The sequence below is a fragment of the Pseudoduganella albidiflava genome, from assembly GCF_004322755.1.
Classification (GTDB): Bacteria; Pseudomonadota; Gammaproteobacteria; order Burkholderiales; family Burkholderiaceae_D; genus Rugamonas; species Rugamonas albidiflava.
In genome coordinates this window covers 394445-407252 of record NZ_CP036401.1, presented here as the reverse complement: position 1 = coordinate 407252, position 12808 = coordinate 394445, and the positions used below count along the sequence as shown (strand labels likewise).

At 64.4% G+C, this 12808-nt stretch carries 12 protein-coding genes; 7 read left to right on the top strand and 5 right to left on the bottom strand.

Going from position 1 to position 12808, the window contains the following annotated elements:
• Positions 1-134 precede the first annotated feature (134 nt).
• On the top strand, positions 135-683 hold the full coding sequence (locus EYF70_RS01750) for a cysteine hydrolase family protein (RefSeq protein WP_131143856.1): 549 nt from the start codon (positions 135-137) through the stop codon (positions 681-683).
• A gap of 155 nt (positions 684-838) precedes the next feature.
• Here the strand turns inward: EYF70_RS01750 and EYF70_RS01745 are convergent, their stop codons facing one another.
• The 3 genes from EYF70_RS01745 to EYF70_RS01735 form a co-directional block, all read right to left on the bottom strand.
• Positions 839-1705 carry an IS3 family transposase gene (locus tag EYF70_RS01745; RefSeq protein WP_165497552.1) on the bottom strand — a complete coding sequence of 289 codons (867 nt, stop codon included), beginning with the start codon at positions 1703-1705 and terminating at the stop codon, positions 839-841.
• Complete coding sequence (locus tag EYF70_RS01740; RefSeq protein ID WP_131143854.1) at positions 1702-2049, bottom strand: transposase; 348 nt, start codon at positions 2047-2049, stop codon at positions 1702-1704. The genes EYF70_RS01745 and EYF70_RS01740 overlap by 4 nt, the downstream gene beginning before the upstream one ends.
• Before the next feature lie 217 nt (positions 2050-2266).
• Positions 2267-3352 carry a TRAP transporter substrate-binding protein gene (locus tag EYF70_RS01735; protein ID WP_131143853.1) on the bottom strand — a complete coding sequence of 362 codons (1086 nt, stop codon included), beginning with the start codon at positions 3350-3352 and terminating at the stop codon, positions 2267-2269.
• 142 nt (positions 3353-3494) lie between these two features.
• Here EYF70_RS01735 and EYF70_RS01730 point away from each other — a divergent pair, with 142 nt between their 5' ends.
• Positions 3495-4619 carry a M14 family metallopeptidase gene (locus EYF70_RS01730; RefSeq protein WP_131143852.1) on the top strand — a complete coding sequence of 375 codons (1125 nt, stop codon included), beginning with the start codon at positions 3495-3497 and terminating at the stop codon, positions 4617-4619.
• Here EYF70_RS01730 and EYF70_RS01725 read toward each other — a convergent pair.
• A complete protein-coding gene (locus EYF70_RS01725) occupies positions 4540-5382 on the bottom strand; it encodes a helix-turn-helix domain-containing protein (RefSeq protein WP_131143851.1) in 843 nt (280 codons plus the stop codon). The two genes, EYF70_RS01730 and EYF70_RS01725, sit on opposite strands and share 80 nt — an antisense overlap.
• 128 nt (positions 5383-5510) lie before the next feature.
• Between EYF70_RS01725 and EYF70_RS01720 the strand changes: the two genes are divergently transcribed.
• From EYF70_RS01720 to EYF70_RS01700, 5 genes are all read left to right on the top strand, one after another.
• Positions 5511-5906, top strand: coding sequence for a hypothetical protein (locus EYF70_RS01720; RefSeq protein WP_131143850.1), 396 nt, complete (start codon positions 5511-5513; stop codon positions 5904-5906).
• Between the two features lie 85 nt (positions 5907-5991).
• Positions 5992-6396 (top strand): hypothetical protein, encoded by a 405-nt coding sequence (locus EYF70_RS01715; RefSeq protein ID WP_131143849.1) that lies wholly within the window; start codon positions 5992-5994, stop codon positions 6394-6396.
• Positions 6393-7187, top strand: coding sequence for a DUF2145 domain-containing protein (locus EYF70_RS01710; RefSeq protein ID WP_229420663.1), 795 nt, complete (start codon positions 6393-6395; stop codon positions 7185-7187). Before EYF70_RS01715 ends, EYF70_RS01710 begins: the two co-directional genes overlap by 4 nt.
• An 85-nt stretch (positions 7188-7272) precedes the next feature.
• A complete protein-coding gene (locus EYF70_RS01705; RefSeq protein WP_229420662.1) occupies positions 7273-7692 on the top strand; it encodes a hypothetical protein in 420 nt (139 codons plus the stop codon).
• Positions 7689-8474, top strand: a complete 786-nt coding sequence (locus EYF70_RS01700; protein WP_131143848.1) for a DUF2145 domain-containing protein — start codon at positions 7689-7691, stop codon at positions 8472-8474. Before EYF70_RS01705 ends, EYF70_RS01700 begins: the two co-directional genes overlap by 4 nt.
• Before the next feature lie 221 nt (positions 8475-8695).
• Here the strand turns inward: EYF70_RS01700 and EYF70_RS01695 are convergent, their stop codons facing one another.
• Positions 8696-12394: a TonB-dependent receptor gene (locus tag EYF70_RS01695; RefSeq protein ID WP_131143847.1), complete on the bottom strand. Its 3699-nt coding sequence runs from the start codon at positions 12392-12394 to the stop codon at positions 8696-8698.
• Positions 12395-12808 lie beyond the last annotated feature (414 nt).

Below are 12808 nucleotides of genomic sequence, written 5' to 3'. Positions count from 1 at the left end.
CACGGCCCGAAACCATCGGTAATTGGCGCGGGGGCCAATGTCGGTTTCAACGCCGTGCCGTCACAATGGGCAGGACAATGTGCTGCACGCCTGGCAGCGCATGCCGATGTCCAAACCCAAGGAAGGAAACTCCCATGAGCAAAAGAGCCGTTGTCGTCGTCGACCTCCAGAACGAATATCTCCCCGCCGGCAAACTGCCGCTGGACGGCATCCACGATGCGCTGAACAATGCCGCACGCGTGATCGCCGATGCCAGGACCAGGGGCGAGCTGGTGGTCAACGTCCGCCATGAATCCGCCGATGCGCAAGCGCCGTTCTTCCAGCGCGGTACGGATGGTGTCCAGATCCACGACGCCGTGGCACCGCTGGAAGGCGAACCCGTCATCGTCAAGAACTTCCCGAATTCCTTCCTGAAGACCCCGCTGAAGGAAATGCTCGACGAAAACGGGATCGAGGAAGTCACCGTCATCGGTGCCATGAGCCACATGTGCATCGACGCCACGGCACGCGCCGCTTCGGACTTCGGCTACAAGACGAAGGTCGTGCACGATGCCTGCGCCACGCGCGAGCTCGAGTTCAACGGCTCGACCGTACCGGCGGCGCAGGTGCACACCGCACTCATGTCGGCACTCGCGTTCGGCTATGCGTCGGTAATCAGCACCGACGAGTACCTGGCCGGCTGACACGCTGCCAGCCGGTTCGTGCGGCCTGGCTGGGCATGGCGGTGGCTGGGCCTCGGCAAGCATTGTGAACGGCGTGGCCGAAGCCCGGATGCGGCAGCGACGGAAGTTGCCAAAAACCGGGGTCAGACTGAGATGTCCCGGGTTACGTAGACGCTTCAATTAAGCATCTGATGCTGTTTTTCGATTTCGATCGGGCTGCGGTACCCCAGCGTTTGATGGGGCCGCCGCAGATTGTAGTACAGCTCGATGTAGTCGGATATTTGAGTGATCGCTTCGGCCCGTGTCGTAAAGATGATGTGGCGGGTTTTTTCGTTCTTCACTGTGGAGAAAAAGCTCTCCGCCACAGCGTTGTCATGACAGTTTCCACGTCGGCTCATACTTGGGATTAAGTCGTTCGTCTCGAGCACGTTCCGATACTCCTTTGAGCCATAAACTGAGCCTTGATCGGTATGGCATATTAGTCCTGGTGCCGGCCGGCGCTGCACGATCGCCATCTGGAGCGCGGCAATCGGCAGCGTTGCATCTTGACGAGGGCTCATGGCCCAGCCAACGATCCGGCGAGCAAACAGGTCAAGAACAATGGCCAAATGTAGCCAGCCTTCGCGGGTGTGGATGGTAGTGATGTCACTGACCCATGCCTTGTTCGGTAAGGGCACGGTGAAAACTCGGTCGAGCAAGTTCGGTGCCGGTGGCTCTGTGTGCTGATGGGCACGCATGACGCGAAACTTTGCCTTGCGCAGTGCCTCAATGCCCTCAAGTTTGCGTAATCGCGCAACGCGATGCTTGCCACACTCTACGCCATCGCTGTTCAGTTGGTGCCACGTCTTCACCGCTCCCAAAGCCTGGTGACTCGATTCGTGCAGGCACCGAATTTTCTCACGTAGTGAGAGATCCTCCTGGCTACGTCGGCTAGGTGGCCGGCAGCGCCAGGCATAAAAGCCGCTGCGACTAATCTCCAGCACGCGGCACAGCGCTTTCACAGGGAAGTGATTGCGGAGTTCTTCAATGGCGGCGTACTTCACTGCTTCTGTCGCTTCAAGTACGCGTCGAACTTTTTTAGGATGGCCAGCTCCTCCTGGGCGCGAGCCAACTGACGCTTTAATTGCACGATCTCACTTTCTTCGCTCGCCGGCTTACGCCCTCGCGAACTGAAGCTGGCCTCCGGCCCCTTTTGCTCTAGGGCCTTGGCCCATTTATAGAGCTGATTGCGCCTGACGCCCAGCTCCAGTGCCAGCGCTTCCGCCGTCTGTTTGCCATCGTTAAGACGAGCAACAGCGGCAAGCTTGAATTGTTTGGTGTAAACAGAACGATGCTGCCGTTCGGCGGCAGCATCTTCAGATGGGGATTTTTCTGGCTTGGTTGTCATGGATTCCTCTGAGACGTATTGTCTCTTGTTTAGGATGTCCACGAAACCCGGTACACCTCAGACCCCGATTTTGGGAAATATTTCCCATAATCGGGGTCTGACCCCGGTGTGCATGCATCGCCAGGCTCGGCGAAGATGCAAGGCCACGGTTCGCTGCTCCACGGTCTGTCCGCCCGAACCGTGCTCACTTGGCGCTCTCTTGCGGATGACTTGCGGATCACTTGCGCGCCGCGGCGATCAGGTAATTCTGCATGGCCGCCTCGGCCACCGAAGCCCACTGGTTCTGGTCGTGCCGGAACTTCTTCCACGGCTCGTAGATCTTGCGGAATTTCGCGTTCTTCGCCGCTTCCTCTTCCATCACGGCGGTGGATTGCTTGAACGCCGCATCCATCACATCCTTGCTGAAATGGTGCAGTTTCGCGCCGTTCTTCAGCAGCCGGGCCAGCGCGGCGGGGTTGCGGGCGTCGTAGTCGGCCTGCATGCGCACGTGGCATTCATAGGCGGCCGCCTCCAGCGCGGCCTGGAATTGCTTCGGCAGCTTGTCCCACTGCCCGCTGTTCACGTAGAGCGACAGCTGCGGTCCGGTTTCCCACCAGCCCGGCGTGTAGTAGTGCGGCGCCACGCGCACCAGGCCGAGCTTTTCGTCGTCGTAGGGGCCGACCCATTCGGCGGCATCGATCGTGCCTTTTTCCAGCGCGGCATACACGTCGCCGGCGGCGATCTGCTGGGGCACCACGCCCATCCGCTCCATCACGCGGCCGGCGAAACCGGCCACGCGCATCTTCAGGCCCCGCATGTCCGCCACCGAGCGGATTTCCTTGCGGTACCAGCCGCCCATCTGCACGCCGGTGTTCCCGCCCATGAAGTTGACGATGCCATAGCCGCGGTAGAACTCGCGCAGCAGTTCGCGCCCGCCGCCCTGGTCGAACCACGCCGTCTGCTGGCGGGACGTGAGCCCGAACGGCACGGCGCAATCGAACGCGAAAGTGGGGTCCTTGCCGAAGTAGTAGTAGGCCGGCGTGTGGCCCATTTCAACGGTGCCGGCCTGCACCGCGTCCATCACCTGCAGGCCGGGCACGATTTCGCCGGCGGCGAACTGGCGGATCTGCAGCTTGCCGCCGGTGAGCTGGGCCACCCGTTTCACGAAGTTTTCGGCCGAGCCGTAGATGGTGTCCAGCGTTTTCGGGAAGCTCGACGCCAGCCGCCAGCTGACGGTGGGCTGGGCCTGGGCAAGGGCCGGCGCGGCAAGCGAGGCGGTACCCGCCACGGCGGCGGAACTGGTCAGGAAGGAACGGCGCTGCATCGTCGGACTCCTTGTGAATGGACGAGCCATTGTAGCCCCGCCAGCCGGTGCGCGGCTCGCCCGGGGCTGCGTTGGCCACACAAAAGCCGTATCATGGCGGGCTCGCGCCACAAGGCGCCCCAATCCATAACAGGGACACACAATGTCTATCAAGATCAGCAGCCAGTTCGACGCTGGCGCCATCGATGTCGTCAGCGTTACCAGCGCCGGCGACATCGACCTCAATATCCGCAAGGATTCCCATGCCGACATCACCCAGTGGTTCTACTTCCGCGTGCAGGGCGCGGCGGGCGTGCCGCTGACGGTGCGCTTCCTGAACGCCGGCAAGGCCGCCTACCCGGATGGGTGGAAGGACTACCAGGCCGTTGCCAGCTATGACCGCGACACGTGGTTCCGCGTGCCCACCAGCTACGACGGCGAAGTCATGACCATCGAGCACGCGCCCGAATACGACAGCGTGTACTACGCCTACTTCGAGCCGTATTCGTGGGAACGCCACCTGTCGCTGCTGGACAATGCCCAGCTGTCGCCGCTGGCCGAACTGGTCGACCTGGGCTCCACCGTGGATGGCCGCGACCTGAACATGCTGGTCATCGGCGACCCGGACGCGCCGAAGAAGGTGTGGGTCATCGCGCGCCAGCACCCGGGCGAAACGATGGCCGAGTGGTTCGTGGAAGGCATGGTCGAAGCGCTGCTCGATCCGTCCGACCCGTTCGCCAGCCAGTGCCTGAAAGAGGCCGTGTTCTACGTGGTGCCGAACATGAACCCGGACGGCTCGGTGCGCGGCAACCTGCGCACCAACGCGGCCGGCGCGAACCTGAACCGCGAGTGGAACACGCCGACGATGGAGCGCAGCCCGGAAGTGTTCCTGGTCAAGCAGGCGATGCAGGAAACCGGTTGCGACCTGTTCCTGGACGTGCACGGCGACGAAGGCCTGCCTTACGTGTTCGTGGCCGGCAGCGATTCGCTGGAAAACTTCACGCCGGAACAGAAGGCCGAGCAGGATGCCTTCATCGCCGACTTCAAGGTCGCCAGCCCGGACTTCCAGAGCGAATTCGGCTACCCGGACGCGCCGTTCACGCCGGAAGTGCTGACCATGGGTTCGCCGCACATCACCCACCTGTTCGGCTGCCTGTCGCTGACCCTGGAACTGCCGTTCAAGGACAACGCCAACGACCCGGATCCGGTCAACGGCTGGAACGGCGCGCGCTCGATGAAGCTGGGTGCCGCGGTGCTGCAGCCGGTGCTGGCCGCACTGCGCCGGTAAGGTCGCGAGCGGCCTGGCCGGGAGCATTCAGTTCCCGGCGGAGCGCCGCGAAGGCTTCCGGCATCCACGGGCGCGCGGCCAGCAGGAACGTCATCGACTGCCGCGCCTCGTACGGCAGCCGCGCATCGGCCTGGTGCTGCTGCGAAAAGTCGTCCGCCACCTGGCGCAGCCGTTCCAGCAGCGCCGCGGTGGACGCCGGCGACAGCATCACGCTCACCAGCCGCAGCATCTCGCCTTCGCCGTCGAAGTGCGCATCGAGGTAGTCGGCGGCCGCTTCGCGCCGGAACCAGGTCTGGATCGGGCCGTCCGGAATCCAGTCGAAAGTGCGCGCCACCAGCAGTTTCACCCGGTTGTTCGGCTTCAGCACGAGGAAGCCGATCTTGTCGAGCCGCAGCAGGTACTTCACGGTTTCGGCCTCGGTCAGCGCGAACATGGCCACCAGTTCATCGACCGGCACGCCATTGAGCGCCGCCACCGCCACCAGCAGCAGCTTCGGGTCGCCGATCAATTCCTCTTCCTGCGCGTAGCTCAGTTGCGCGATCAGCCGTGGCGCTTCCAGCGCGGAGCGGGTCAGGTCGAGCAGTTCGAGGCCCGCCGCGGCCAGCACTTCGTCGAGGCGCTGCAGGGTAAAACTGCGCTGTGCGAACATGCGCTTCACGCTGGCTTCGGACATGCCGATACGCCGCGCCAGTTCCGCATACGTGATGCCGCGCGCCTTCAGCTCGCGCTTCAATCCATCCACCAGCATCATGCTGCTCGACATACTCTCCCCCTTGATAGTATCGCTTTACGATACTTTAACAGCAACGGCCCGCCACTGTGGACGTGGCACTTGCCGCGCCGTGCGCCACGGCCGATGATGCGTGCACCTTCACTTATACGGAACGCATCATGAAAAGCCTGCTGCTCGCCACCCTGCTCTCGTTTGCCTGCGCCACCGGCCAGGCCGCGGACGCATCCAGCCCATCCGGGGCCATCGGCGATGCTTCGGGCTTCGTGGTGGCCGGTTCGCTGGTATCGGTCGTCATCGCCGGCAGCGTCGTCGTGGTGGCGGTGGACAAGGCCGCCGACGGCATCGACCTCGTGCTGGAAAGCGTGAAGGATGGCAGCCGCGCCACCGTGCGCCTGTCCGGCAAGGCGGCCGAGGGCTTGTCGGTGGCTGCCGGCACCGTGGTGAACGTGTCGGCCACGGCCACCGGCCACCTGCTGGTCGCATCGGGCAAGGTGATCGCCTTCATCCCCAATGAAGCCGGCAAGGCGCTGCTGCGCACCGAACGCGCTTCCTGATCCGCTGGCTGCGGTTTGCCAGAGCCATTGCCCAACCGACCCAGGCGCGCCATCATGGCGAGCCGATCATCGCCAAGGAATATTGATGAAGAAAATCCTGCTCCCCCTTGCACTGGCCGCGTCGCTGCTGGGCACGCTGCCCACCGCGCAAGCCGCCCCTTCCGAAGCCTCGATGGTCAGCGGGCTGGCCTCCGGCTATGTCGTGCTCGGATCCGTCTTCGTGGCAGGAGCTTCCGGCGCCACCATCGTCGAGAGTGTCAAGGACATCGGTGATGGCGTGGAACTCGTTCTGACCAACACGTCCAACGCCAGCAAGGCCACGGTGCGCCTGTCCGGCAACGCCGCGCGGCAGTTGTCCGTGGCGGCCGGCACGACGCTCGACGTGGTGGCCACGGCATCGGGCCACATGCTGGTCTTCTCCGGCAAGGTGCTGGCCTTCATCCCGAACGAGCTGGGCAAGGCGCTGCTGCATCACTCGGAGGTGAAATGATGGCGGGCAAAGCGATGCGGCGGCTGCTGGTTGCCGCCTGCCTGGTCGTGGCGGCGCCCGCGTGGGCCGGCCGCTCGTGCGAGGAAACGCCGATGTCGGTGGCCGAGACCGTGAAGTCCATGGACCTCGCGCAGCGCACCTTCGAGGCGCTCGATGCCAGCGGCAGCCAGGTGGCGCTCGTGTCGCGGGCCGGCCAGGACCTGAGCAAGTACGGGCTGCACTATTCGCACATGGGCATCGTGGTGCGCGACCACCCGGCCGGGCGCTGGACCGTCGTGCATGAACTGAACGAGTGCGGCACGGCCGCCTCGGCGCTGTACAACGAAGGCCTGGGCAACTTCTTCCTGTCCGGCCTGTTCCGCCATGATGCCCAGGTAGTCATTCCCGGCCCCGAAGCGCAGGCGCGGCTGGCCCAGCTGGTCACCACCCGCACCGCGCGCCGCCTGCACGATGCCGACTACAACATGCTGTCGTACGCCTGGTCGACGCGCTACCAGAACTCGAACCAGTGGGTGCTTGAAACGTATGCCGCCGCCAGCGCGCCGGCCGGCCAGGTGGAAACGCGCGAGGAGGCGCAGGCCTGGCTGAAGCAGACGGGCTTCGCGCCGATTACCGTCTACGTACCCAGCGTCAAGCGGCTGGGCGGGCGCATGTTCCGCGCCAACGTGGCGTTCGACGACCATCCGTTCGGCCGCCGCATGGCGGGCCAGATCGACACCATCACCACCGATGCGATCGTGCGCTACGTGCAGGCGGTCGATCCGGCGGCGAAGGTGATCACGGTCGAATGACAGGCAGCCTCGCGTTGCCTTAGATCAGCACCGAAGGCCACGGCGGGCAGGATCATGGCGGCTCCCCAACCGCTGGAGTATCGCCATGACTCGCCTGCCTGCCCGGTCCCGTGTTCTTTCCGTTGCCCTGTCCATTGCCCTGTCCTGCTCCACCGCCCTCACTCACGCCCCCGCCCTTGCCCAGTCCGGCCTGTCGCACAGTGTCGGGGAAATTTCCGGCGTCGTCGTTCTCGGTTCGCTGATCGCCGGCAGCGTCGTCGTGGCCGGATCGCAGAAGGTTGGCGATGGCGTCGAACTGGTGGTGGAAAGCGTGGGCAATGCCAGCCGCTCGACGGTGCGCCTGTCCGGCGCGGCCGCCACCGGCCTTTCCGTCGCAGCCGGCACGGTGGTCGACGTCGTCGCCACCTCCACCGGGCATGCGCTGGTCCTGTCGGGCAAGGTCCTCGCCTTCATTCCCAATGAGCTGGGCGAAGTCCTGCTGCATCGCTCCAGGGTGCCGCAATGAAGGCGCTGGTGCCGATGGTGGCGGCCGCGCTGCTGCTGGCCGCACCGTTCGCGCTGGCGGGCCGCAGTTGCGAGGAAGCCCCGCTGCCGCTGGAAGAAGTGACGACGACGATGAAGCTGGCACAGCGCACGCTGAAGGCGCTCGACGACAGCGGCGCGGCCGTGGCCATGATTTCCCGCGCCGGGCAAGACTTGAGCAAGTATGGCCTGGTGTACTCGCACATGGCTTTCGCGGTGCGCGATCATGCGGAAGGCCGCTGGACCGTCGTGCACGAGCTGAACGACTGCGGCACGGCCGGCTCGGACCTGTGGCATGAAGGCATCGGCAATTTCCTGCTGATCGGCCTGCACCGCCACGCGACGCACGTGCTGGTCCCCGGGCCGGATGTGCAGGCCCGGCTGGTAGCACTGCTCGGCACGCGCACGCCGCGCCGCCTGCACGAGCCCCGCTACAGCATGCTGGCCTATGCGTTCTCGACCCGCTACCAGAACTCCAACCAGTGGGTACTGGAGACGCTCGCGGCGGCCACCGCCCCGCCGGGCAAGGTGGAAACGCGGGCGGAGGCGCAGCAATGGCTGAAAGGCGCCGGTTTTGCGCCGCTGACGATCGAGGTGCCGATGTTCACGCGGCTGGGCGGCCGGATGTTCCGCGCCAACGTGATGTTCGACGACCACCCGTTCGACCGCCGCATGGCGGGGCAGATCGACACCATCACCACCGATGCAATCGTGCGCTTCGTGCGTGCATCGGATAGCGCCGCGAGGGTGTTCGTCGTCGATTGACGGCGCCGGGTGTGATCGAAAGTGTTCGTCGTTCAGTCAGCGGAAGCCATTGCCTTGGAGCGACACGAAAAACGGTGACAGTCACCAATTTCCTGGAAATATTTCCGGAAAAATGGTGCCTGGAAGGAGCGATGGCATGCATGCCATCACCGCTTGGCCGGCGGGGAGCGCTCCGCGAAACCCCGGCCAAGCCACCGTTTCTACTGCAACATTTCCCCCCATCAATTGCGCAGGTTGATACCCACCATCAGGCGCCGGCCCGGGTACGAGTAGTCGTTGATGCTCGGCGTGCCGTCGGCGAAGGCGGCGTACTTGCCCTGGCTGTTCGAGGTGGTTTCCTTGCCCAGGTTGCGGCCCTCGGCGAAGATCTCGATCGAGTCGTTGATGCGGTAGGCGATCTTGGCGTCGATGAAGCGGTTGGCATCGCGGAAGTTCGGCGAGCCGGGGTTGTACGGCTGCACGCCGATCCGGCTGCCACCACCGGCGCTCGGGTAGTTGTTCACCGAGTTCGCGCCGCAGGCGGCGATGCAGGTGAAGTACTCGGCGACGGCCTGCACCGCCACGCGGGCCGACAGCTTGCCGTCGTCATACCACAGCGACCAGTTGTACGAGTACTTCGACTCGCGGGCCGGCGGCAGCGGATCGCCCGTGATCAGGTCCACCACGTTGACGGCCGATGTGGCCGAGCGCAGCTTGGTGTAGTTCAGGTCCAGGCCGAAGTAGCGGAAGTGCCAGGGCAGGAACGTGAACGCCGTCTTGGACGAGAACTCGTAGCCCTTGCGGGTGGTGGCGGCGCCGTTTTCCCACGTGTTGTAGCTGAAGTCCACATCATCGAGCGCCGTGCCGGTTTGCGGATCGACCAGGTTGGAACCCTGGAACACCTTCATGCCGCTGACGCCGGTCACCTGCGCCGGGCCGACCTTGCCCTTCTGGCGGAACGCGGTGACGGAGAACATCGAGTCGATGTTCGGATACCATTCCACGGACAGGTTCTGGTTGCGGTTCGACTGCGGCCGCAGCGCCGGATTGCCCACCGTGCCCGAGCAGCGCATGTCCGAGTCGTCACTGCCGGACACCAGCGCGCGCGTCGCGTCGAACGTGCAGGTGCCCGATGGCAGCAGCGAACTGACGCCCGGGCGCGCCACGGACTTCGACTGGTGCCAGCGCACCACCCACTGGTTCGGCACCACCCACAGCGCCAGGTTCCAGATCGGCAGGTAGTCGGTGTCGCTGGCCTCCATCGTGGTGGCGCGCGTGATCGAGGTGGTAGCCGTACCGCCGGCGACGTTCGGGTTCTGCGGATCGAAATTGGCCGTCGGCACGATCGACGTGAAGGTCATGTTGCCGGTGCCTTCGACCCGGGTATTGACGACGCGAACGCCGGCATTGCCGTCGAGCTCCATGCCGAACGGCAGCGGGCGTTCGGAGAACGGCACGTGGTCGAGCGCGAAGTCGGTCATGATGTAGCCGGACTTGGTGCGCTCGCGGAACTTGCTCACCGGTTGCTGGTACACCTTGCCATCCGTGCCCACGCATTCCTTCACGCAGTTGTAGTTCACGTTCGGCGATCCGACCATGCCGAATACCTTCTCCACGTCGATCTCGGTCCAGCCGTTGATCAGTTCGGCCGGGCGATCCTTGGCACCGGCAAAGAACTGGGTGGTGGCCTTCTGCATCGATTGCGCGATGACATCCTGGAACTGCGCCGGCGTCAGCACGGTCTGGCCGGACTGGATCGTCGCGGCGCCATACGAATTGCTCGGTACGAAACCGTACTGGCACGGCTTGCCGCCCGCGCCCAGCGAGCCTGGCGTGTCCTGGCAGGCGACGAAGGTGCTGCGCACGTTCGCCGACGGCACCAGGATCGCGCGCTGGTAACCCGGCTTGCCGTAGTCACCCACCGCCGACTGTGCCTCGTAACCGCCCGCGCCCCAGCTGTTGCCGGAAGTATCGCGGAAATTGAAGCCGGTCTTCAGGCGCGTCAGGAACGGCACTTCGCTGGGCAGCGAGTAGGTCAGGTCCAGCTTCGCGGTGCGTTCGCTGGTGTCGCTGATCTTCGGCGTGAAGGTGATCTGCGGTGCCTGCGACTGCAAGGGCTGCTGGTCGATCGTATAGGCCGGCACGCCATTGAAGACATTGCCGGCCGCCTTCACCTCGGTCAGGGGCGCTGCCGCCGGGCGCACGGTGGCATACTGCGCCGGCGTGGCCGCGGACGGGTTGCCTTGCGGGAAAGCGTAGCTCCACAGGCCGTTGGGCAGCACCGACAGCGTCGCGGGCCCGTAGTTGTAGGTGAAGGTGGTGCGCTTGTCGCCCTTGGTGAAATCGGACCTGGCATCGCCCGCCATGAACTCGGCCAGCAGCCCGCCCCGGCGGAAGGTGCCGCCCAGCTGCAGGTAGCGGCTGCTGGTTTCCATGATGTTGTGGATCTGGTCCGTGCTCATGTTGCCGTCGGCGATCGTGAACCCGGTCACATGGTGGTTGGCGTCGACCGTGACGGAGCGGGGATCGACGTTGACCACCGCGTTCGTCCATGGAAAGTTCTCGCGGCGCCAGGTCGGCGTGGCGTAGCTGTAATAGCCGGAGCCGGCCACCGGCACGAGCGTGCCGGCCGCCTTGTCTTCGGTATAGGCGGCGCCGCTGTAGGTAGGGCTGGCCGTCGATGTGGGATTGACGGACATGCCGCCCAGGCCGTAGGTCAGGAAATTGTCGTCCACGCGGCGGCGCTGGTAGCTGCCCTTGCCGAACACGGTCAGTTCGTCGGTCAGCTTGAAGTCCAGCCGCAGGTCGAATGAACGGCGCTTGTCGATCTGCCGCTTCTGCACATAGCGCAGCTGCAGGGGCGTGTAATCGTTCCACTGGTTCAGGCACGTCAGCAGTTCATTGCCGCGCTGGTTGATCGCGCCGGTGCGGGTGTTGCCTTCCTTGATCGAATTGACCTCGGCCGGCGTCAGGTTGGGGAAGGCCGCATGGCAGTCCGCCTTGCTCTGTGCCGCCGCCGAGCGCTGGATCAGTTCGAGCGGCGTGGCGGCATTGAAGAACCCGCTCCCTGCGGCCAATTGGCTCTGCAGGAATGGCTGGGTGGCGCTGGCGTTGTCGAGGTCGACGGTAGACGGGTTGAATGCGAACGTCTTCTCCGGCGAGTTGTCGAAGTCGATGGCGCGGGCATAGCCGGCGTTGTTGCTGGTCACTTGCGCCGAGTGCCCTTCGTTGCGCAACTGCGAAGCGGAACCGTTGAACACCACGCCGAGGCGGCCGTTCAGGAACTGGTTCGCCAGCACCAGGTTGCCGTCGGGCGTCCAGTCCTTGTTCAGCGAGTTCTGCGAGCCGGCCAGGCGCAGCGAATAGAACGGCTTCTTGAAGTCCAGGCCGGTGCGGGTCTTGATGATGACGCCGCCGCCCAGCGAGCCTTCCGTCATGTCGGCGGTGGCACCCTTGACGATGTCCACGCTCTTGATCAGGTCGGCCGAGATCTCGCGCAGTTCCACGCCGCGGCCACTGCCGCCGCCATTCAGGTCGGTGCCGCCGCCGGCCTGCACGCCCTGGCCGTCGATCTCCACGCGGGTGACGTCCGGCGAATTGCCGCGCACGGCCACGCTGGTGCCTTCGCCAAAGTCGCCGCGCTCCACGGCGATGCCGGCGATGCGCGAAATCGCCTCGGCCACGTTCCGGTCGGGGAAGGCCCCCACGTCTTCCGCGACGATCGAATCCATTGCGGTGGCGGCGTTCTTCTTGCGCTCGATGCCCGACTGCTGCGAGGCGCGGGTGGCCACCACCTGCACCTTCTGGATCGGCTCGGCGGCCGCGCCGGTCGCGCCTTGCTGCGCCAGGGCCGGGGCGCTGGCCGCCATCGACGCCAGCGCCAGCGAAACGGCGGCGCTCAGCGTGCTGAGCCGGATTGGCTTATTGGTGAAACTGTGCATTCGCTACTCCACTTTTTTAATTGAAATCTTGCTCTTGATTACGTGGGTATATTTAAGCGGCTTATTGCAGCGTTACATTGGCCACCCGGCCATCACTCAGCAAGTTGATCGAATTAGAAAGTTGCGAACGCAGCATAAAAATGGCGTCGATTCACCGGCGGGCGGGATAGCGGGGAACTGGAACCGTTATCAATCGGCGAAATGCGCAGCATTTTGCGGAATCGCTCAGCAAGGTGATCGAAGTGACGGTATTTTGCAGTGCACCATTGCGCAATCGACCGCCAGTTGGTCACCGTTGTATAAAACCAAATACGCATATCCAAGTTGGTCGTATAAAACGGCGGAGGTATTCCAAACCGCCAAAAACCTATAGCGTTTGAATATAGCGGAGCCAAAACAAAGGCGCTGTTCGCG

What these genes read in the sequence shown, in the direction of transcription:
- EYF70_RS01710 (WP_229420663.1), top strand. Translation starts at nt 6,393, where the DNA reads ATGATGGCGGGCAAAGCGATGCGGCGGCTGCTGGTTGCCGCCTGCCTG.
- EYF70_RS01750 (WP_131143856.1), top strand. Translation starts at nt 135, where the DNA reads ATGAGCAAAAGAGCCGTTGTCGTCGTCGACCTCCAGAACGAATATCTC.
- EYF70_RS01730 (WP_131143852.1), top strand. Translation starts at nt 3,495, where the DNA reads ATGTCTATCAAGATCAGCAGCCAGTTCGACGCTGGCGCCATCGATGTC.
- EYF70_RS01740 (WP_131143854.1), bottom strand. Translation starts at nt 2,049, where the DNA reads ATGACAACCAAGCCAGAAAAATCCCCATCTGAAGATGCTGCCGCCGAA.
- EYF70_RS01695 (WP_131143847.1), bottom strand. Translation starts at nt 12,394, where the DNA reads ATGCACAGTTTCACCAATAAGCCAATCCGGCTCAGCACGCTGAGCGCC.
- EYF70_RS01720 (WP_131143850.1), top strand. Translation starts at nt 5,511, where the DNA reads ATGAAAAGCCTGCTGCTCGCCACCCTGCTCTCGTTTGCCTGCGCCACC.
- EYF70_RS01715 (WP_131143849.1), top strand. Translation starts at nt 5,992, where the DNA reads ATGAAGAAAATCCTGCTCCCCCTTGCACTGGCCGCGTCGCTGCTGGGC.
- EYF70_RS01705 (WP_229420662.1), top strand. Translation starts at nt 7,273, where the DNA reads ATGACTCGCCTGCCTGCCCGGTCCCGTGTTCTTTCCGTTGCCCTGTCC.
- EYF70_RS01735 (WP_131143853.1), bottom strand. Translation starts at nt 3,352, where the DNA reads ATGCAGCGCCGTTCCTTCCTGACCAGTTCCGCCGCCGTGGCGGGTACC.
- EYF70_RS01725 (WP_131143851.1), bottom strand. Translation starts at nt 5,382, where the DNA reads ATGTCGAGCAGCATGATGCTGGTGGATGGATTGAAGCGCGAGCTGAAG.
- EYF70_RS01700 (WP_131143848.1), top strand. Translation starts at nt 7,689, where the DNA reads ATGAAGGCGCTGGTGCCGATGGTGGCGGCCGCGCTGCTGCTGGCCGCA.